Genomic DNA, 20,141 nt, shown 5'->3' with positions numbered 1-20,141 from the left:
AAATCGTTTATGATTTTAATCCACTACTGCAACTTGAAGCTTACATTAAAACCAAGACTTCTTGCACTTGGCAATTGTCCAAATTCAATACCTTGAACATTTGAATTACTAAACGCTGTCTCTGGATCTATATGAGGGACTTTGCTATACAACAAAGCTAAATTTCGTCCGACAAAAGAAATATTAAGATCTCTGAATGGAAGATTCTGGAATATACTGTTAGGAATAGTATATCCTAGGCGTACTTCGCGAAGCTTCACGTAACTGGCATCGAAAATGCTTGACTCTGCAAGAGTATTTACAAAAGCTGCTTTGTTATATTGTTCTGCAGAAACAACTACGTCATTGGTTCTGTACGATCCATCTCCATTAGCTATCACGCCTTTTCCTACAATACCATTCTCACGCCCTAAAAGGGTTTCATCTAGTACACCGGCATATCGTCCCCATGTAGTTGTCATGGAGTACAAATCACCACCCCACTTAACATCAACCAATGCAGACAAAGAAACTCCCTTATAGGAAACTTCATTCATCAAACCACCAGTCCAATCTGGTGTATAGCTTCCCAATACTTTAGCTGTTGCATCTCGCTGAGGGATACCATTTACGTGGATAATATTTCCATCAGGATCTCTCTGAAAGCCGTAACCAAAAAGGGAACCGAAGCGCTCACCTGGGATTGCTGCAACTTGCAGAGACCAGTATGTTCCTAAAACATAACTATCAACTCCGGGGGCTAATTCGACAACTTTGTTTCTATTCCAGGCGTAATTCACTGTAACATCCCACTGAAAGCCTCCAGCTGATTTTACGGCTGTTCCACCAAGAGATACTTCGATACCTTTGTTAGAAATTTCTCCCGCATTTATATTTTTTGAGGTATATCCTGAAGAAGAAGAAACAGGAACGCTAATGATCTGATCTGTGGTCTTCGCGTCATAATACGTCATGTCTAATCTAATCCGATCCTGTAGTAACCTTAAGTCAACACCAAATTCTGTAGACTTAGTAAACTGAGGCTTTAATTCAGAGTTGGGGATATTATCAGGTACAAATAAAGAAGGCAATTTTGTTGCGTCGTTCCATCCTCCTCCGATGCTTACACTTCCTATAAGTTGATATGGATCCGTATCAGAACCGACCTTAGCCCAGCTTGTTCTTACCTTGGCGAAAGAAAGGAAGTCAGATTGTATATCAAACAAGTCAGTAAGCACTGCACTCAAAGAAACTGAAGGGTAGAAATATGAGTTATTCCCGTCAGGTAATGTACTTGACCAGTCATTTCTTCCGGTGAAATCAAGAAACAAAGATCCAAGGAAACCAACCTGACCAGAGAAATACATACTGTTTATTCTCTTTTTCTTATACTCACTTGTTGTGGTCAAAGGTATCTTGGAATTGCTCAAAGTATAAACTCCAGGTATAGCAAGTTCACCTGCAACTCCAGTGATTTTATGTGAATTCTGATTCATTCTGTTACCTCCGACATTCAATGATAATTGAACATCATCCGTTAGTGCTTTATTAAAGCTTAACAAGAAATCTGTGTTAATCTCAGAAAAAGTGAATGTTTCTTCTGCATAATATCCATTCGGAACATCCAGATCTCCTACAGCTCTGCGCCCTGTGTTGGTATATGTATAATAATCAGTACCAGTTCTTACAAATGCGCTGAGCCAGTCTGTGAATTTATAGGTTGCACGAGCATTTCCATAGATACGATTACGATCTACAGTATTCAAATTTTCGTTTAGAGTAAAGTAGGGATTGTTATGATAGTTGTAGTTCCAGCTATTCTTCGTTCCATCTGTGTTTTGATAATTTTTGAGGGCACCCATATCTACTTGTCTGCCAAACCAAATGAACTGTTGCATTACGTTCTGAGCACTATAACCATAACCAGGAAGGTTATCGCTTTTCGTTTTAACATAATTAGCCGTTGCGTTGATCGTGAACTTATCTGTCAAATCAATATTCCCATTTAATGAAATTGTGCTTTTATTCTGATCGGTATTGGGTACCATACCTTTCTGACGTTGATCTGTGTAAGATAATCTCACTCCAGCTTTATCAGTACCACCTGTTATCGATACATTATTAGATATGGTTGTTCCTGTATTAAAAAAGCTTTTGATATTGTCAGGATGTGATACCCATGGCGTAGCTTGTCTTACTCCGTTTACTACAGGTGAATTGAACTGAGGAATCATTAAACCAGCATCAAGTTTTGGGCCCCAACTTTCGTCAGTACCATCATTTGTACCTCCACCGGCACCATCAACAAACTCAAATTGACCGCCAGATCCTTGACCATAACCATTTTGATAATCAGGTAATTTCAGAGGGTTCTCAAATGTTACGTTGGAATTAACCTGAACACCAAGACCAGCTCCTTTTTTACCTGATTTCGTTGTCACCAGAATTACACCGTTTGATGCTCTTGATCCATATAAAGCAGCCGCATTAGGACCTTTCAATACAGTAATAGATTCTATATCGTTAGGGTTCAAATCTGCAGCTCCGTTACCACGGTTGGTACCTTCATTGTCAGTACTACCGAAATCACCATTACTTATTGGTACACCGTCTACGACAAAAAGAGGTTGGTTATTTCCAAAAGAATTTGCACCACGTATTACGATCCGGGAAGAGGCTCCGACTGCTCCTGATGCGCTCGTAATATTGACACCGGCTATCTTTCCTGATAACGAGTTAATAACGTTGGTTTCTCTTGCTTTAAGTAATTCATCGCTGTTAACCTGCTGAACAGCATAACCCAAAGACTTCTCTTCTTTTGCTACGCCAAGCGATGTTACCACAACTTCTGTAAGTTGCTGAACATCCTGCTCCATCTGGGTATCAATCGAAGAACGGCTTCCAATCTCAAGTTCCTGAGATTTTAAACCGATAAATGTAAACACCAAAACACCACCTGTTGTAGGTGCCTGTAATGTATAGTTACCATTTACATCTGTTACTGTACCATTGGTTGTTCCTTTTACCACAACGTTTACGCCCGGAAGACCGGATCCGTCTTCAGCCGAGGTGACCCGACCGGAGACCGTTCGCTCCTGTGCCCACAATTCGCTGCTGGCGAATGCTAACACCGCTGTTAAGCATACGAGTAGAATTCTCTTCATACTGTAAAATTTAGGTTAATGAAAATTTAAATGTGCGACCAAACTTATAACAAAATAATAACTCTCGAAAGGTGAGTCCCCCGAAATTAAGTATTTTAACATTAAAAATACTAACGTATCAAATGGTAGAAGATTGAAGAGATTGATGGCTGTGCTTGCCTTGACAATGTTCAAATATGCGACAAAAAGCCTGATTAACAGATTAACAGGCTTACTTGATGATTTTGAACTCAATTCTCCGGTTCAGCTTACGGGAGGGCTCGGTGTCGTTAGGGGCTATAGGCTGATCTGGGCCATACCCCTTGGGGGTGAGTCGGCTTTTTAACACGCCATTAGCAATAAGATAATTGTAAACGGAGAGGGCGCGCTTTTCTGAAAGCTGCTTATTATAGATTGTGGATCCTGAATTATCAGTATGTCCTCCTATTTCGACCCGGATTTCCGGATTTTCAGTAAGGAAGCGGATAATTTTTCTAAGCTCCGTAATGGAGTTGTCCTTCAATTCATACTTATCTACATCAAAGAAAATATTATTCAATACAACGGTCGATCCGATGGAAGCTTTTTCCAAATCAACATCTAATACAATAGGCTCTAAATTGAATGACTCAGAATAATTGAAATGCAAACTCTTAAACAGGTAGTGCTTCTTATTTATATATAGTGCATAGTCTGCACCCTGCGTCAATACGATCAGATATTCTCCGGTGACAGAATCAGATTCCACTAACGACTCTACCTCATTCTTTGATATATTGATAAGCTCGATCTTCGCGGCTAAAACCTGCCGGGTTTTCTTGTCGCGAACCACGCCACTTACATAGTTACTCCTATACTTTACCTGGCTTTCTTCCGGAATTAACAATTCAAATATTCTGCTTCGGGTAGCACCGGCTCCTACACTTTCCTCTTGAGAGTAGTATCCTTTGTTACCATCGGCAGTAATAAATAATGAGAATTGATCTTCGTGAGTATTGATCGGAGCTCCTATATTTTTAGGCGCTGACCATCCTGCTGAATCCTTATCTACTGAAAAGAGATCATACCCTCCAAAACCAGGAAGTCCATTTGATGCAAAATATAACGTTTTGTTATTCGCATGGATAAAGGGCGAGATTTCGTCAAACGCAGAGTTGATAGGCTTACCAACATTTACAGCTTTCATCCATTTCCCGGCATCGTCTTGTGTTGACACCCATATATCTCTCCGACCAAATCCTGCTCTTCTATCAGAGACAAAATATAGTGTCCGTCCATCCGCAGACAATGTGGGTTGTGATTCCCACGCAACGCTATTTACATTCGGACCTAAATTTTTAGGCTCGGTCCAGTCATCGCCAATCTTTTTACTTTCATATAGATCGCAGCTTCCTATACCTTCACGGCCTATACATGAAGTAAATATCAGGTTCCTTCCATCGGCAGAAATAGCGCATGTTCCTTCATTCAGGCGGGTATTTATATTCTTGGAAATAGAAACCGGAGTGGTCCATTTACCCTGCGAATTCTTTTTTGATATTACAAGGTCCTCATCTGCATTCGGATCATTGCTAACTCTTCGTGTGAAAATGAGTTGTTGTTGATCAGCAGTGAGCACCGGGAAGTATTGCATAACATAGCAATTCACAGTGTCACTTAACGGCTTTTGTTTATAGGGAGAAGCGTTGTCTTTATTCTTGTATGCAAATTCTGCGCTCTTAAAGAGTACGGTTGCACGGTCGATCTTCGGTTTGTTTTGTGTCTCATTATTCACAAAGGCACTCAGTACTTTCATTGCCTTTTCGTACTCCCCTATAGATACATAGCATTCGCCCATATCATACCAGAATACTTTTTGTTTTCGAAGATCGTTAGTTAAGGAGAGCCCTTTCTCAAAGTTCTTCAAAGCATCGGTATAGTTCTTCATATTCATATATACCAAGCCCAACCGATAATAGGCCTCCACAAAATCTTCGTCTTTATCAATGGCTTGATTCAGCAAACTAATAGCCTGGGCGAATTGTCCGCGTACACGGTAGTTATCAGCCTGCATATATAGCTCAATTGCTTTTTTAGATTTAGTGCTTAACTGAACCTGAGCAATGGCCGGTAGGGCAACCAGTATAAAAAAAAGAATGAGAAGGCGATTCATCTAAAAATTATCCATTAATAAATTGTGATGCATGATCACGATTTCAGCCTAAAACTAAAAAACTATGTTGGATACGTCAATCTCGTCACCACCAAATTCGAACATGGCGTTAATAAGTTTAAAAGACTCAAAAGATTTAATGTCTTCAAGCCGGATATCGTCTTCCTGGATGATATTCTGGTCAATTAATTTCTGACGTTGCGTTCCTTTTAAAAGAGCAGACCAGGGTGTAACCCAATGGCTGTTTTTCTTAAATACAATATTCGAGTATGATGAGTCTGTTATAAAACCTCGTTTTACAATAAGAATATCGTCACAATCTTTACGAAGTTCAAATAAACGGTTGATTACTTTACGATCAGTATATTTAAATTCGTAAGATATCCGGTCGTGTTCTACCACGCGTAAGCTTTGAATCTTCTTATACTGATACGGTTGAAATTCTATTTCACGTGAAGTGTCGTCATAAATAATACGGCATTTAAAAAGCCCTTGATCGGGCCGGTCAACTTTCGATAACAGACCTTCGAGATCAAAATGCTCATCAAACCCACAAAGCATTTTGAGCGAACGATTCATCCGTTGCTCATGATGTGATAGATTATAATACGTTCCATCCAATAACTTAATCGATTCAATCAACAGGGACATATACTTTGTCGATGGTTTCCTGGTATTCCAATTCTACAATACTTTGTGTGGTGATCCCTCCACCGCTGCGGTAAAAAAATGTGCCACTTTCATTTTCAATAAAACGAATCATCACGCCACAATCTACGTTGGCCCCGTCAAAATATCCGACAACACCTGTGTAGTACCCACGTTTTTCTCCCTCCGCTTTTCTTATTATTTCAAGCGTCTTCGACTTTGGAGCTCCACTAATGGAACCTGCCGGAAGTAGCTTTACCACTATATCTCCTAACCTCGATTTATAATCCTCAGGCAAATCACCGGCAATCTCTGAGCTAACCTGCAACAAATTCTTGTTACTTGTTTTTATCTCATCAATATAGCGAAAACGATTTACGTTTACATGCATCGCTACCTGGCTAAGATCATTTCTTATTAGATCAACAATGGTTGTGTGTTCAGCCTTTTCTTTTTCATCATTCAAAATCCTTTCGCGTGCATTGGGATAGGAAGCATCAATGGTGCCTTTCATTGGATAGGAAAAGATTTTTCCACTCTTTATTTGAATAAACGTTTCTGGAGAGAACACCAGGAACTCATCCTCCATCAGCAATTTATACTTTGCATGACTTTGATAGAACAACTCTTTCAAAGATGTGTGTAAGGCAACCGGTGTTTTTATGGTGAGGTTTGTAAGAAAAGAATCTCCATACGCGAGGCTGTTATATACTATATCAAATTTCTTTTTATACTCTGAAAATGGAGTCGGTAAAGCTTCTATCTGCGTTGTTTGTATTTTCGCTTTCGCGGATGCGTTGGAGAATCCATTTATATCGAAGAGAAATTTAGTGCTATCTATTTCATCCAGTTTGAAGAGTAACGGTTTCTCCATTTCAAAATCTACCATAAACAAAAAAGGGACTTCAGCTTGTCCCCATATATTCATTTGATCGGTAAATGTTGATAACGTCATCGTTACGGTATATTCATGTACTTGTGTACTTGCAACGAAATTTGCCACTGCGGGTTGGCTTTCACGTAATCGATAATCAACGGAACCATTTCTTTTTCTTTCGACCATTCGGGTTGAAGGTATAATTGGCACGAGGAACGAACTTTCGATGCAAAATCTTCAGCCCAACCGAAGTCACTTTTGTTATATATAATTACTTTTAGCTCGTCAGTTTTTTCAAAAATAGAGGGATCAGGATTTTTGAATTTTTTGGGAGAAAAGCAAACCCAATCCCATGTCCCTGTCAATGGATATACTCCTGATGTTTCAATATGTGTTCGTATACCTTCACTTTTTATCGAAGCCGTGAGTGCTGTTAGGTTGTACATTACAGGTTCACCCCCTGTAATCACAGCGATTGGACTACCGCTCTTCTTTACACGTGAGGCCATTTCCTGAACTGTAACCAACGGATGGGCTGAAGCATCCCACGATTCTTTTACATCACACCACACGCATCCTACATCACATCCCCCAAGTCTGAGAAAGTAAGCCGCAGAGCCTTGATAATACCCTTCCCCTTGAATGGTATAAAAGTCCTCCATCAGAGGAAGTGCTTGTATTAACGTTTCGTTTATTGTTTCAGGCATTGGACGTGGGCAAATATACCATATACCCGGATAGAATCTATGGATTCTGTAATTCAGTAGCGCGCAAGGTATTGAACAGCAACGATGCAATAGTCATCGGACCAACACCACCGGGCACTGGCGTAATATAGGATGTTTTCGGGGCCACAGCTTTGAAGTCAACATCGCCTTTTATAGCCCAGCCTTTCGGATACTGTGGTCCCTCTACACGTGTTGTTCCAATATCCACTACCACAGCTCCTTCTTTTACCATCTCTGCTGTGATAAGCCCAGGTTTGCCGACTGCCACTAAGAGTATATCTGCGGCACGCGTGAAGGTTGCCAGGTCTTTCGTATACTTATGACAAATCGTTACCGTTGCATGACCTAATTCTGTCAGCATCATACTGAGCGGTGCACCTGTAATCCGGCTTGCTCCTACTACCACGGCATGTTTACCTTCAGTCTCGATGTTATACCTGCGCAATAACTCCATTACTCCAAAGGGAGTAGCAGGCATCAACAAAGGTTTTTTAGAAATTATACTTCCGAAATTATGATTGGTGAATCCATCTACATCTTTATCTGAACGAATCTTTTCAGTAACACGCTCTACAGATATATGCGGTGGCAACGGAAGCTGTACTATAAATCCATCCACATCATCATCGTTGTTTACGTGATCGATGTGCTTCAATAATTTTTCTTCACTGATGGTATCAGCAAAGCGCATCATGGTATAGTGAAACCCAACCGACTTGCAAGCCTTCACTTTATTATCAACATACGTCTGACTCGCGCCATCATCACCAACCAGGATAATTGCAAGGTGCGGAATTTTCTTTCCGGCTTGTTTACGCTCAGCTACTTTCTGGGCGATCTCTTCTTTTATATCCGAAGCTACCTTCTTGCCATCGATAAGTGTATAGGTCGTTGTCTCTGTCATATCCGGTTCCAATGCTCTAGTCAAGTTTAAGTACAGCCATGAAAGCTTCCTGCGGAACCTCCACAGTTCCAATCTGACGCATACGCTTCTTACCTTTCTTCTGTTTTTCAAGAAGTTTACGCTTACGCGATATATCACCACCATAACATTTTGCAATCACGTTCTTACGAATTGCACTGATGGTTTCGCGCGCCACGATTTTTTGTCCTATAGCTGCCTGTATAGCAACTTCAAACATGTGACGTGGTATAAGTTCTTTCAATTTTTCACAAAGCTTCCTGCCCCACTCCTGTGATTTCCCTCTATGAACAATAGCACTCAATGCATCTACTTTCTCACCGTTCAACATCACATCAAGTTTCACCATATCCGATTCACGGAACCCGATGAGGTGATAATCGAGGGAAGCATAGCCGCGGGAAATAGATTTCAGTTTATCAAAGAAGTCGAATACAATTTCAGAAAGCGGCATTTCAAATGACATCTCTACGCGATCTGTTGTCAGGTAGTTTTGGTTTTTAATAATGCCACGTTTTTCTATACACAATGTAATGATCGCCCCTATGTATTCTGACTTCGAAATAATCTGTGCTTTGATATAGGGCTCTTCAATACTTTTCAGTTTTGTAGGGTCAGGCATTTCGGAAGGAGCGTTAATGCTGATTTCACTTCCGTCTGTGAGGAAAGCTTTGAACTGAACGGAAGGTACGGTGGTGATCACCGTCATATTAAATTCGCGCTCTAACCGCTCCTGAATAATCTCCATGTGTAGCATGCCTAAAAATCCACAACGGAAACCAAAGCCAAGGGCAGCCGATGTTTCAAGCTCCCATACTAATGAAGCATCATTCAACTGAAGTTTTTCCATGGAGGCACGCAGCTCTTCAAACTCGGATGTTTCCACAGGATATATACCCGCAAACACCATGGGCTTAACTTGCTCGAATCCTCTTAATGATTCTCCGGGATTGGCAGCGCTTGTAATCGTGTCCCCAACATGAACCTCACTCGCTACTTTAATACCTGATATCAAATACCCAACATTGCCTGCACCCATTTCGGTTCGTGGTTGCTGATCAAGTTTCAGTACGCCAATTTCGTCAGCGTTATATTCTTTGTTGGTACTTATGAATTTTACTTTTTGTCCTTTTTTCATCGTTCCGTTGAACACACGGAAATAGATTTCAATCCCTCTGAATGAATTAAACACAGAGTCGAAGATCATCGCCTGAAGCGGAGCGTTTGGATCACCTTTCGGAGCCCGTACACGGTGCACAACGGCCTTCAGAATTTCTTCAATTCCTTTACCTTCTTTTGCACTGGCGTGAATTACATCTTCGCGCTTGCAACCGATAAGTTCTACGATCTCATCAGTAACTTCTTCAGGCATGGCATGAGGAAGATCGATCTTATTGAGCACCGGAATAATTTCCAGATCATGCTCTAGTGCCAGGTATAAATTCGAAATAGTTTGTGCTTCAATACCCTGACTTGCATCCACGATCAGGAGTGCTCCTTCGCAGGCAGCAATTGAACGGGAAACTTCGTATGAAAAATCTACGTGACCAGGTGTGTCGATCAGGTTCAGAATATATTGTTTGCCATCAAGTTTATAGTTCATCTGGATAGCATGCGACTTGATCGTAATGCCCTTTTCTTTCTCAAGATCCATATTATCAAGAACCTGAGCTTCCATCTGACGCTCGTTCAGAGTGCCTGTAAATTCCAATAATCGATCGGCCAGCGTACTTTTTCCGTGGTCAATATGGGCTATAATGCAAAAATTGCGGATGTTTTCCATTCCCGTCTGTTCCTCAAAATTTAGGAATGCAAAAGTAGGAATTATTGGCGGATTAAACTGTAAACCAGGGAGGTTTAAGACTACAAATCTGAACAACTGAGCTGACCGAAATGCCTGGTGAACCTATTTTACAAGTCGATATTTTCATCGCCTTCCTTGTAAGGCAAATAAACAAGAATCAGGCTTAACATCTCATTCTTTGTTCCCATTAACCCGTCTGAGAAAACAATCATGGGCGGTGAGTTGGGATTGTGAGGGTTTTGGGCCGTATTATCATATATACCTTCAATCGTCAACACAGCTCCCTTCGGTATTTTCATCAGCTTTTTAAACTTGTAAGCTTCCTGCCAATTGAAATCCCAATCGTTAATCCGCACGAGCGGCACGGTATCATGCGCTGCAGTAGAATAGTATGCTGTAAATTTTTTACCGATCAGGTGCATATGAGGCCAGACATATAGCAATGATAGCGGCTCAACAATCTCCATCCGGATGTGGAATGTTTTTACTTCGTTCGGAAAAATCATAAGCGATGGTGTGATCTCCCCTACTCCTCCAGAACCAATACTTAACGTATTAACAGTTCTTTCAACAGCAGTCTTTGAAAAATAAAACTGCAATGATGATCGCTCTGTTTTCTGTACAGATGATGGTGCATAGTGATTTGTAAGAACGATGACACCGTGCTTCGGCATTTTAAAACCAAGCCCTTTCGAAAAAGTAATAGGTGTAGATCCCGGCACCCAACCATTATAGTATACCAGGTTTTGAGTTAACTGTGTCAATCGTGTTGCATAGGTGGATAGATTGTTAGCATTTATAGAAACCGTATCCCTGCTGATGTCGATTGAAGGATCTACTGCGTAGATGCCAAAGTTCGCGTGGTGAATAAGCTTGAGGTTATCAGATATATACTCTATGGACTCAACGTTAGGTTCATGATCAAAATCAAATGGTATTACAGAAAGAGTAAAATTTTCTTTTAAATCGCCCGCAACTATAAATGGTCTGTGAACCTGGAGTATCGCATCGGCTGCCTTCGCAGGAGAAGCCGCTATATTTGTATTTCTTACTTTTCCTGACTTCGGCTCTTTGCCCCGAGGTGCTTCATCCGCGACCCATTGTTTTATCCGCTCTATCTCATCTTCAGTCAACCGCTTTTCATTTGCAAATGACCGGTATAAATGATCTGCTTTCCAAGGCGGCATATACCGCGTACCGGTAACTCGTCCAATCATCTTGGCACGCTTGGCTGCATCTTCATAGGTAAGAAGTGAAAAAGGCGCAGCAGTTCCGGGCCGATGACATGGCGCACACCTCTCTTGAATGATCGGTGCTATATGTTCAAAGTATGTAATTTTCTTTTGAGCGGAAACAAATGTAGACGACAACATCAGCAAAAGAGCACTGAAAATTTTAATCATACCTTTCACTTTGGGTGCTTCTTTGAAGATGGTCTTTGTATGATACACCCAACACTCTCCGTCTTGCTTATAGCAGGAGACTTTCCTTCCAATGCTGCATGAATGGCGTCAATAAGATAATGCTGGGTAACTTGTTGTCTGTATTTCCCGAGGTCGAAGAACCAGTTGTCGATCGCTCCCTGATAGTATATATGATTTTGATTATCGATCAGAAAAACTTCTGGTGTGATGGTGGCGTTGTATTTCTTCACCATTTCATATTCACGATCTACAGTAATTGGGAAATCAATGTTATACTCATTGATAAACTGATCGACCTCTTCCTGTTTCAGCTTTCCGGGAAGTATACCTTTGATCGTAACGGCTGATTGAAACAGGCTATCAATATGTTTTAGCTCGCCTACATACTTCTGACTGATGGGACAATCAACTGCCAGAAAGACTATAGCAGTAAGCGATTGTTCTAAATTTGTTTTGCTACTCTCCGCTGGATTTTGTGCAAGCAGATTGCTACCCGAGAACAGGCAACTTATGAGAACAACTAAAGCAATCGCTAAAAATTTCACATTACAGGATGATACGCGCAAATATATACGTGTACTATACGGCAAAGCTCTCACCACATCCGCAGGTGCGGCTGGCATTCGGATTTATGAATTGAAATCCTTTGCCATTAAGTCCATCTGTAAAATCAAGTGTTGTACCAAGTAAGTACAGCAAGCTCTTTTTATCTACCAGAATTTTAATGCCTTTATCTTCAAACACCTGATCGGCAGGGTTGATCGTATCATCAAATCCAAGATCATACATCAGCCCGGAGCATCCTCCTCCCTTTACTGAAACACGAACGTTATGTTCCGGAGTTCTGCCTTCTTCTGAACGAAGTGCAACGAGTCTGTTTTTTGCTTTATCAGTTACCTGTATCATCACGAAATAGGATTAAGTACTACACTAAACACGGTGATCGTATTCATATCACGACCATAGTATAATTTTTGTAAGGCATCCATAATGTTGGATGCACGAAAGTACGAAGTATTCAACTCCGTTTCACCTTTAGCAACCCACTGGATGGTATATGAATTTTCTTTTTCTTTATAGTCCTGCACATACCGTAACATTTTCTTTAACACGTCTACCTTATCACTACCGGTTTCACTGTGCAATAAAAATGCCTGGTTATGTTTTGGATTGATGGTGATCAAGTCAAGCTTGACCTTGCCATCCAGCGTACTGAATTCAAACACAATATCAGCCGAACGCAACCCGAGATGATCTTGTATCTCTTGTTGGATGCGGGCAGCTTCTACATGCATTTCGCTGAGGGCTTCAACCATCTTTTCAGTAAGTTTTTCAAAGGCTAAACTTCCGATTCTGAGAAAAAGTTTCTTCTTTGAGGTACAAAGGTAACAATTATGGAAAAACTGGAACACATCGGAGTAGCCGTAAAAAACATTGAGCAGGCAAACAAGTTATTTGCTGCGCTGCTAGGCACCGAACATTATAAAATCGAAGAGGTGGCCTCCGAAGGTGTGCGAACTTCTTTTTTTGAACTTTCGGGGGTAAAAATCGAACTACTGGAAGCCACGCGTGAAGATTCTCCCATTGCCAAATTTATTGAGAAGCGCGGGGAAGGAATTCACCACCTGGCATTTGAAGTGAAAAATATCGAAGAGGGAATCAAAGAATACCAAAACAAGGGATTCCAGCTTATCAACCCAGTGCCTAAAAAAGGCGCAGACAATAAACGAATTTGTTTTTTGCATCCTAAATCTACACAAGGAGTATTAATAGAGTTGTGCGAGGAAATCAAGGACGCTTCATAGCAATGGATTTTTTCAAAGTATAATACTTGCTATATAATTAAGTAGTGGATCGCTGATATTCGGGCATAATCTTACTTTTGCAGAATGAACGATCACGCGAATCAATTATAGTGATCGTTTTCAAATAGAAGTATGAGCGAAACGAGATCAGAAATAAGTCAACTGGGTGAGTTCGGACTCATCGACCGGATCAGTAAAAATTTCACCCTTCAGAATAAGTCATCCATAAAAGGCATTGGCGATGATGCTGCAGTGATTGATACCGGTGATGATTACCTGTTGATTTCAACGGACATGCTGGTGGAAGGAATTCACTTTGACCTTGCCTACATGCCGCTTCAACATTTGGGATATAAAGCTGTGGCTGTAAATGTTTCGGATATAGCTGCGATGAATGGCAAAGCAGAACAGATTACGGTAAGTATTGCCTTGACAAATCGTTTTTCAGTTGAAGCTATAGATGCCCTATACCAGGGAATTAAAGCTGCCTGCACGAACTATAAAGTTGACCTCGTAGGTGGCGATACTACATCTTCTACTTCCGGTTTAATAATTTCGATTAGTGTTACCGGGCGTGTTAAGAAAGATAAGGTGGCCTATAGAAATGGAGCAAAAGCAAATGATATAATTTGTGTAACGGGTGATCTTGGCGCAGCCTTTATGGGATTGCAGGTATTGGTGCGGGAGAAGGAAGTATATATAGCTGACCCAAACATGCAGCCGGATCTTGAAAAGTATGAATACCTGGTGAGTCGTCAGTTAAGACCCGATGCGCGCACCGAAATTATTTTTGACTTGGAAGAAGCCGGAGTAAAACCAACTTCGATGATCGATGTGTCGGATGGACTAGCTTCTGAGCTTTTCCACATCTCCAAAAACTCCGGTGTTGGTATTCGAATCTTTGAAGATAAAATTCCGGTTGATCAGGTAACATTCGAAACTGCTATAGATTTTAAACTCGATCCGATTACCTGCGCCTTGAATGGCGGTGAAGATTACGAGTTGCTTTTTACCATTGAACAAAGCGACTACGAGAAAATAAAGAACCATCCGGATATACACAGCATCGGGTATATGCACGATAAAAAAGACCAGAACATCATGCTGAGCAAACAGGGTACAGTGGTACCGTTGCAAGCGCAAGGATGGAACCACTTTACAAATGATCCGCAGACTTAATCTTCCGGATATGGTATAAACAAAAAGTTTGTAAACTCTTTGTCTACCACAAACAAGCAACAGAATTCATCAGGATCTTTATAGGCCTTTTCAAAATCTTCATGCTTATCTTTTTCGATGATGCCCCGTTGCAAAAATTCATCTACAAAAGAAGCGAAGTAATTCCAGTCCGTGCCGTTCTGGATCTGATCAAAAAGCAACTGCCCTATAGGTTGTGGCTCCTTACAGATTGGAAAAATAGGATATTCAAAACCTGCCTTGCGAATCTGGTAAGAAGCTTCTTTCAAAGCGTCTGCTACTTTCACAAAATCCTGTGAGATGGTTCCAAGGTATTTTCCGCTGAGCTCCGGATCGTTATGCATATATATTTCTGAGTAAAGTGCAAAAATAGCACCTTCCGCTATACTTCATCTACTGGCGGCTTTGCAAAAAAAAATTTGCATGATTTTTTAACTCAGGGAAGAACACTTCGAACTCGCTCTTGAATTCATCGTAATACTTTCGCAGATCAACTACTGCTTCATCCATATGCGACTCATAGGGCGTCCTGCGCGACATGCCGGTTAACGCCTGGTGAATGCCTTCCGTCTCACCATAATGCACCAGCCAGTTTCCACGAATCATATACGGAAGCATCTGCTTTACTGCAGCAGGCAAAACTGAATCGCGTTGTTGAATGGTAGCGTAAGCCTTTGCAGCAAAGTCAGCCAACGGTGCATCATGATAGTTACTCCAGTTTTTCGCCAGGTAGTGATCATAAAAAACATCTACTATAACACCGGCATAGTGGCGATATGTTGCGCGAAGTCTGTCTTTACTTTGCTTTACAACCGGATGTTTATCCGTGAACTCATCGATCGACCGATGTAGCTCAATGCCCTTTACAATTTTAGAATCAAATTGTTGAAGCGAACTTTTCCCTTTCACAAAATCTGCAATGAAATTACCGATCATAATATCGGAGCTATCACCGGACAAATAAAGATGTGCAAGAAAGTTCATCAGTTATAAAGGTATTGCTATTTGTATTAAGTTTAAGATGATTTTATTTGTGTTACAGGCTTACTGCACTGTACGCACATTTAGCATTAACGATTAACTCCCCTTCATGGCCGTACTCAATCAAATGAAATTACTGATCAGCCTGGCGCAGATCGATGGCAAAGTAGCCGAACGTGAACAATACTATATTCTAAATATCGGCAGAGCCAACGGGTTTTATCCGGACGAAATAACACCGCTCTTTGATCAGCGACACGAGCTGATCGTTCCCGAAAATCTTACCAACGATCAAAAGTTTAACTATATATTCAGTCTCGTGCAGCTTATGAAAATTGATGAGCGGATGTATAAAGAAGAGATGATGTTCTGCTCGCAGATCGCTATAAAACTTGGCTACGATCAACAGGTAATGTTCGACCTTCTCCTGCAAGTTAAAGTAGGGAATATGAGCGAATCTGAAATGACTGAACTAAAAAATAAAACTGATAAATATTTGTCGACACAAGCCTGATCTTTTTTAACCCAAACCTCATTAACCCTATGAAAAAGCTTTGCCTTATCTTTTGCATGGCATGCATTGCTTTCAATGCTTCCTCGCAGCGTACTATTATTCACTGTGGTAATTTGCTCGATGGAAAAACAAACGATGTTCAGTCGCAGATGACGGTGATCATCGATGGCAATAAGATCACCTCGGTGGAAAAAGGCTTTACAAAACCAGCAAGTGCCGATAAGCTTATCGATCTCAGCAAAAAAACAGTGCTCCCCGGATTGATCGATATGCACGTACACCTCGAAGGTGAAACGAATAAAGATGCGAACCTCCAACGCTTTACCTTGAATGATGCAGATATAGCTTTTCGCTCAACCGTATTTGCAAAGAAGACTCTGCTTGCCGGATTTACAACGGTGCGTGATCTTGGTGGCTCCGGAGTAAATATAGCGCTGCGCAATGCAATCAATCAGGGATTGGTAACGGGGCCCAGAATTTTCACTGCAGGGAAATCCATCGCGACTACAGGTGGTCATGCCGATCCTACCAATGGTTATCGAAAAGATCTGATGGGCGATCCCGGTCCAAAAGAAGGTGTGGTAAACGGTGTTGAAGATGCTCGGCAAGCGGTAAGACAACGGTATAAGGATGGATCTGACATGATCAAGATTACTGCAACGGGTGGGGTACTGAGCATTGCGAAAGATGGCAGCAATCCTCAGTTCACAGACGAAGAATTAAAAGCAATTATCGAGACCGCGAAAGACTATAATATGCATACGGCTGCACATGCACATGGTGCTGAAGGAATGAAGCGCGCAATTATAGCGGGCATCACTACCATTGAGCATGGCACTAAAATGACGGAAGAAATCATGGACCTGATGATTGAGAAAGGTACCTTCTATGTGCCGACTATATCTGCCGGAAAATTTGTAGCAGAACAAGCAAAGGTGCCCGGGTATTATCATCCGTTAGTAGTACCAAAAGCATTGGAGATCGGCCCCATGATTCAGCAAACTTTTAACAAAGCTTATAAGCGCGGAGTAAAGATTGCATTCGGGACAGATGCCGGTGTATTTCCACATGGCGATAACGGCAAAGAATTTACGTATATGGTGGAGGCAGGCATGTCTCCCATCGATGCGATTAAATCGGCCACCATTGTTAATGCCGGTATATTAGGCATGACAGACAAGGTCGGCACCATTGAAGTTGGCAAGTTTGCAGATATAGTGGCCACCGATGAAAATCCACTCAAGAATATAAAAACGCTGGAGAAGGTAAGCTTCGTAATGAAAGAAGGCGTAGTATATAAATAGACCTGTTCACTCCAGCGTAGCGATGCATTTCAATTCAATAGCGATAGGCGTTGGCAGTGCGTTTACCTCTACTGTTGTGCGACACGGCTGGTTCGCTTTGAAATAGGTAGCGTAGATTTTATTAAATGTAGCAAAGTCATCTTTCATGTTGGTGAGAAACACGGTTATATCAACCAGGTTCTCCCAGCGTGAACCAGATGCTTCCAGTATCAATCTAACATTTTCGAATACAGCATGGCACTGCTCTTCGATGTTATAGGCTGCTATATTTCCCTCCGCATCAAGTGTAACACCCGGTATTTCCTTTGATCCCTTTTTCCTCGGACCAACACCTGAAAGAAAAAGCAGGTTGCCAACCTTTTTAGCGTGCGGGTACGCACCGACTGGTTCGGGAGCTTTATCAGAATATAGCATTGTTAAACTTCTTAAATTTTACCAGCAGTGTGCTTTTAAGTTTCTTGAGCCATTGCCAGATTTAAAATCAACGTAGCAAAAACAGAAAGTAACTTATTCATTCTATGTCTATTTCTCTACTCAACACCAAAAACCAAACTACCCCAGTAACTTCTCCACTCTGCTTTTGGATCTTTTGACGGAACCATATATACTACACTTACCATCCACGAGCCTTTGCTGCTGATGCGCGTTTCAATTGTGCCATTTTGTTCAGTGTATATATTCTGAAGTGTAGTGAGCCCTTCCTTCCGGTTCCAGACTTTTACGCGCGCACCGAACAACGGCTTTTTGTTCCACAGGATTTTGAAACGTATAGATTCGCCTGGCTTTACGGTATATGGATTTTTCTCCGGGATGATTTCGATCGGGAAGCCTATCGGTTTTTTATAGGTGTCATCTTTTTTCGCACCCACCTGCAAAAGCAGTTTTGTATACCGTGCGTAAAACTCTCTTCCAGGTTTATCAAGGTTTCCTGCTTTTTCACGTGCTGCGTATACTTCATCCAAACCATCTTCTTTCAAGTAAGCATTAAACGTATCCGCTTCCATCTCAATATACGTCTGCATAGTTTGCATCGCGATAACCTGCGTGCCTTCTTCTTTTAATTCAAGTTCAAGGTGATCTTTCTTTCCCTCTACAGTCGTTGCTTTCAAATCAGAGAAACCAGATACGCGATGATGCTCTAGTTTTTCAATCCGCTCCCGCTTCAAATCGATTGGCAAGCCCATGAAATTTTCACCTACCACTATATTTATCTTCGCTTTCTCACTAATGGAGTATATAAACTTCAACGGCTGCATCCAGAATTCATGCGCCGTTACAACAGAGACCAGTAACATCAGCAGCGCCAATGCAGTATATCGTTTATTGATTCTGTTCATACCTCTATATAGTTAGCTGTTCATGATCTCTTCAATTTCTTCAACCTCCACAGGAGTGTTCTTCATAAGATCGTACACACCATTTTTTTCAATCACCACGTTATTCTCAATACGGATTCCGAATCCTTCTTCACGTATATATATACCAGGCTCTACTGTCCATACCTGGCCCAGACGCATCTTGTGATACATGTTGCCTACATCGTGCACATCAAGACCAAGTTGATGCCCGGTGCCGTGCATGAAATATTTCATAAAGAGCGGCTTATCCTTATCCTGATTCTTTACATCTTTTTTATCGATGAGCTTTAACCCAATCAATTCACTCTCTGTAATCTTCTGTATCTCCTTATGATATTCAAAGTATTTCTCTCCCGGCTTCAACAATTTAAACGCCTCACGTTGTACGCGTAGCACAGCATTATATACCTGCTTCTGTCTCTCTGTAAATTTACCGTTCACCGGTATGGTGCGGGTCAAGTCGGCATTATAGTTTGCATATTCGGCTCCCACATCCAACAACAATACATCGCCATCACCGCAAGGTTTATTATTCTCAATATAGTGGAGTACACAAGAATTCGCACCGGAAGCAATGATCGGTTCATAGGCAAAACCACGTGAACCATTTCTTAAAAATTCATGTGCAAACTCGGCTTCAATTTCATATTCTATTACTCCGGGTTTCACAAATTTCAATACTCTTCGGAACGCTTTCTCTGTAATGTCACACGCTTGTTGCAATAAGTCCAGCTCGTATTTTGATTTTATACTTCGAAGTCTATGCATGATAGGCGCCAGGCGCTCATAGCGATGCAGTGGATATTTTTCCAGGCACCATTTCACAAAACGGGATTCACGGGATTCAACAGACACTTCAGCCCTATAGTGATCATTTGTGTTCAGGTATACATGCTCAACATCCCCCATCACCATAAGCATATTGAACACCTTGGGAAATTCAGAAACCCACAATACAGTTTCGATACCGGTTTGTTCGCGGGCTTCTTCTTTCGTTAACTTATGACCTTCCCATACCGAAATAAGTTCACTGGTCTCACGCAGAAAAAGAACCTCCCTATATTTCTTATCATGAAAGTCAGGATATAGCACCAGGACAGTTTCCTCCTGATCAACGCCTGCGAGGTAAAACAAATCGCTGTTCTGACGAAAGCGCATTGTACCATCGGAGTTGGTTGGCATAATATCATTTGAGTTCACCACCACCAACGCATTTGATTTCAATTCCTTCACTAAGTTCTTACGATTCGTTTCAAAGAGTTCTTTGTCAATACTTTTATATCTCATATTGTATTTGTTACTTTC

Annotated in this window: 20 protein-coding genes; 4 read left to right on the top strand and 16 right to left on the bottom strand. The window is 41.3% G+C overall.

All coding sequences use genetic code 11. The features are described from left to right. Positions 1-23: 23 nt before the first annotated feature. From B5Y40_RS19180 to B5Y40_RS19130, 11 genes are all read right to left on the bottom strand, one after another. Positions 24-3,143: a SusC/RagA family TonB-linked outer membrane protein gene (locus tag B5Y40_RS19180; RefSeq protein ID WP_079688405.1), complete on the bottom strand. Its 3,120-nt coding sequence runs from the start codon at positions 3,141-3,143 to the stop codon at positions 24-26. Positions 3,144-3,354: 211 nt separating this feature from the next. Then, a complete protein-coding gene (locus B5Y40_RS19175) occupies positions 3,355-5,274 on the bottom strand; it encodes an OmpA family protein (RefSeq protein WP_079688404.1) in 1,920 nt (639 codons plus the stop codon). A gap of 54 nt (positions 5,275-5,328) precedes the next feature. Continuing rightward, positions 5,329-5,925 carry an aminotransferase class IV gene (locus B5Y40_RS19170; RefSeq protein ID WP_079688403.1) on the bottom strand — a complete coding sequence of 199 codons (597 nt, stop codon included), beginning with the start codon at positions 5,923-5,925 and terminating at the stop codon, positions 5,329-5,331. Then, positions 5,909-6,925: an aminodeoxychorismate synthase component I gene (locus B5Y40_RS19165; protein ID WP_245840634.1), complete on the bottom strand. Its 1,017-nt coding sequence runs from the start codon at positions 6,923-6,925 to the stop codon at positions 5,909-5,911. The genes B5Y40_RS19170 and B5Y40_RS19165 overlap by 17 nt, the downstream gene beginning before the upstream one ends. After that, on the bottom strand, positions 6,880-7,506 hold the full coding sequence (locus B5Y40_RS19160; protein ID WP_079688400.1) for a 7-carboxy-7-deazaguanine synthase QueE: 627 nt from the start codon (positions 7,504-7,506) through the stop codon (positions 6,880-6,882). The genes B5Y40_RS19165 and B5Y40_RS19160 overlap by 46 nt, the downstream gene beginning before the upstream one ends. 37 nt (positions 7,507-7,543) lie before the next feature. Then, entirely contained in the window at positions 7,544-8,431 is an 888-nt protein-coding gene (locus B5Y40_RS19155) for a bifunctional 5,10-methylenetetrahydrofolate dehydrogenase/5,10-methenyltetrahydrofolate cyclohydrolase (RefSeq protein ID WP_079688399.1), read from the bottom strand. Positions 8,432-8,447: 16 nt separating this feature from the next. Then, positions 8,448-10,232 (bottom strand): translation elongation factor 4, encoded by a 1,785-nt coding sequence (lepA, locus tag B5Y40_RS19150; RefSeq protein WP_079688398.1) that lies wholly within the window; start codon positions 10,230-10,232, stop codon positions 8,448-8,450. 128 nt (positions 10,233-10,360) lie between these two features. After that, positions 10,361-11,656 (bottom strand): cytochrome c, encoded by a 1,296-nt coding sequence (locus B5Y40_RS19145; RefSeq protein WP_143785824.1) that lies wholly within the window; start codon positions 11,654-11,656, stop codon positions 10,361-10,363. 5 nt (positions 11,657-11,661) lie between these two features. Further along, positions 11,662-12,300: a redoxin domain-containing protein gene (locus B5Y40_RS19140; protein ID WP_079688396.1), complete on the bottom strand. Its 639-nt coding sequence runs from the start codon at positions 12,298-12,300 to the stop codon at positions 11,662-11,664. Beyond that, a complete protein-coding gene (locus tag B5Y40_RS19135; protein WP_079688395.1) occupies positions 12,257-12,583 on the bottom strand; it encodes a HesB/IscA family protein in 327 nt (108 codons plus the stop codon). The genes B5Y40_RS19140 and B5Y40_RS19135 overlap by 44 nt, the downstream gene beginning before the upstream one ends. Beyond that, positions 12,583-12,993, bottom strand: a complete 411-nt coding sequence (locus B5Y40_RS19130; protein ID WP_079688394.1) for a hypothetical protein — start codon at positions 12,991-12,993, stop codon at positions 12,583-12,585. The genes B5Y40_RS19135 and B5Y40_RS19130 overlap by 1 nt, the downstream gene beginning before the upstream one ends. Before the next feature lie 78 nt (positions 12,994-13,071). On the opposite strand from B5Y40_RS19130, the gene mce reads away from it, so the two are divergent. Both mce and thiL read left to right on the top strand, forming a co-directional pair. Beyond that, positions 13,072-13,482 (top strand): methylmalonyl-CoA epimerase, encoded by a 411-nt coding sequence (gene mce, locus B5Y40_RS19125; protein ID WP_079688393.1) that lies wholly within the window; start codon positions 13,072-13,074, stop codon positions 13,480-13,482. A gap of 132 nt (positions 13,483-13,614) precedes the next feature. Then, positions 13,615-14,661, top strand: coding sequence for a thiamine-phosphate kinase (thiL, locus tag B5Y40_RS19120; RefSeq protein ID WP_079688391.1), 1,047 nt, complete (start codon positions 13,615-13,617; stop codon positions 14,659-14,661). On the opposite strand, the gene B5Y40_RS19115 is transcribed toward thiL, so the two are convergent. Then, positions 14,658-15,023, bottom strand: coding sequence for a hypothetical protein (locus B5Y40_RS19115; RefSeq protein WP_079688390.1), 366 nt, complete (start codon positions 15,021-15,023; stop codon positions 14,658-14,660). The genes thiL and B5Y40_RS19115 overlap by 4 nt on opposite strands. A 49-nt stretch (positions 15,024-15,072) precedes the next feature. Beyond that, entirely contained in the window at positions 15,073-15,663 is a 591-nt protein-coding gene (locus B5Y40_RS19110) for an acyl carrier protein phosphodiesterase (protein WP_079688389.1), read from the bottom strand. A 106-nt stretch (positions 15,664-15,769) separates the two neighbouring features. Between B5Y40_RS19110 and B5Y40_RS19105 the strand changes: the two genes are divergently transcribed. Both B5Y40_RS19105 and B5Y40_RS19100 read left to right on the top strand, forming a co-directional pair. After that, positions 15,770-16,174: a hypothetical protein gene (locus B5Y40_RS19105; protein WP_079688388.1), complete on the top strand. Its 405-nt coding sequence runs from the start codon at positions 15,770-15,772 to the stop codon at positions 16,172-16,174. Between the two features lie 29 nt (positions 16,175-16,203). Continuing rightward, the gene (locus B5Y40_RS19100; protein WP_079688387.1) at positions 16,204-17,478 is read left to right on the top strand and encodes a metal-dependent hydrolase family protein; all 1,275 of its coding nucleotides are present in this window, start codon (positions 16,204-16,206) and stop codon (positions 17,476-17,478) included. A gap of 6 nt (positions 17,479-17,484) precedes the next feature. Here the strand turns inward: B5Y40_RS19100 and B5Y40_RS19095 are convergent, their stop codons facing one another. The 3 genes from B5Y40_RS19095 to B5Y40_RS19085 form a co-directional block, all read right to left on the bottom strand. Beyond that, positions 17,485-17,892 (bottom strand): RidA family protein, encoded by a 408-nt coding sequence (locus B5Y40_RS19095; RefSeq protein WP_079688385.1) that lies wholly within the window; start codon positions 17,890-17,892, stop codon positions 17,485-17,487. Positions 17,893-18,008: 116 nt separating this feature from the next. Next, entirely contained in the window at positions 18,009-18,815 is an 807-nt protein-coding gene (locus B5Y40_RS19090) for a DUF4198 domain-containing protein (RefSeq protein WP_079688384.1), read from the bottom strand. A 12-nt stretch (positions 18,816-18,827) separates the two neighbouring features. Continuing rightward, positions 18,828-20,123: an aminopeptidase P family protein gene (locus B5Y40_RS19085; RefSeq protein WP_079688382.1), complete on the bottom strand. Its 1,296-nt coding sequence runs from the start codon at positions 20,121-20,123 to the stop codon at positions 18,828-18,830. Positions 20,124-20,141: the final 18 nt, after the last annotated feature.

The sequence above is a fragment of the Ohtaekwangia koreensis genome (assembly GCF_900167975.1).
Lineage (GTDB): Bacteria > Bacteroidota > Bacteroidia > Cytophagales > Cyclobacteriaceae > Ohtaekwangia > Ohtaekwangia koreensis.
Note: the sequence above shows the minus strand (reverse complement) of the source record. Positions and strands in the feature narration are given on the sequence as shown.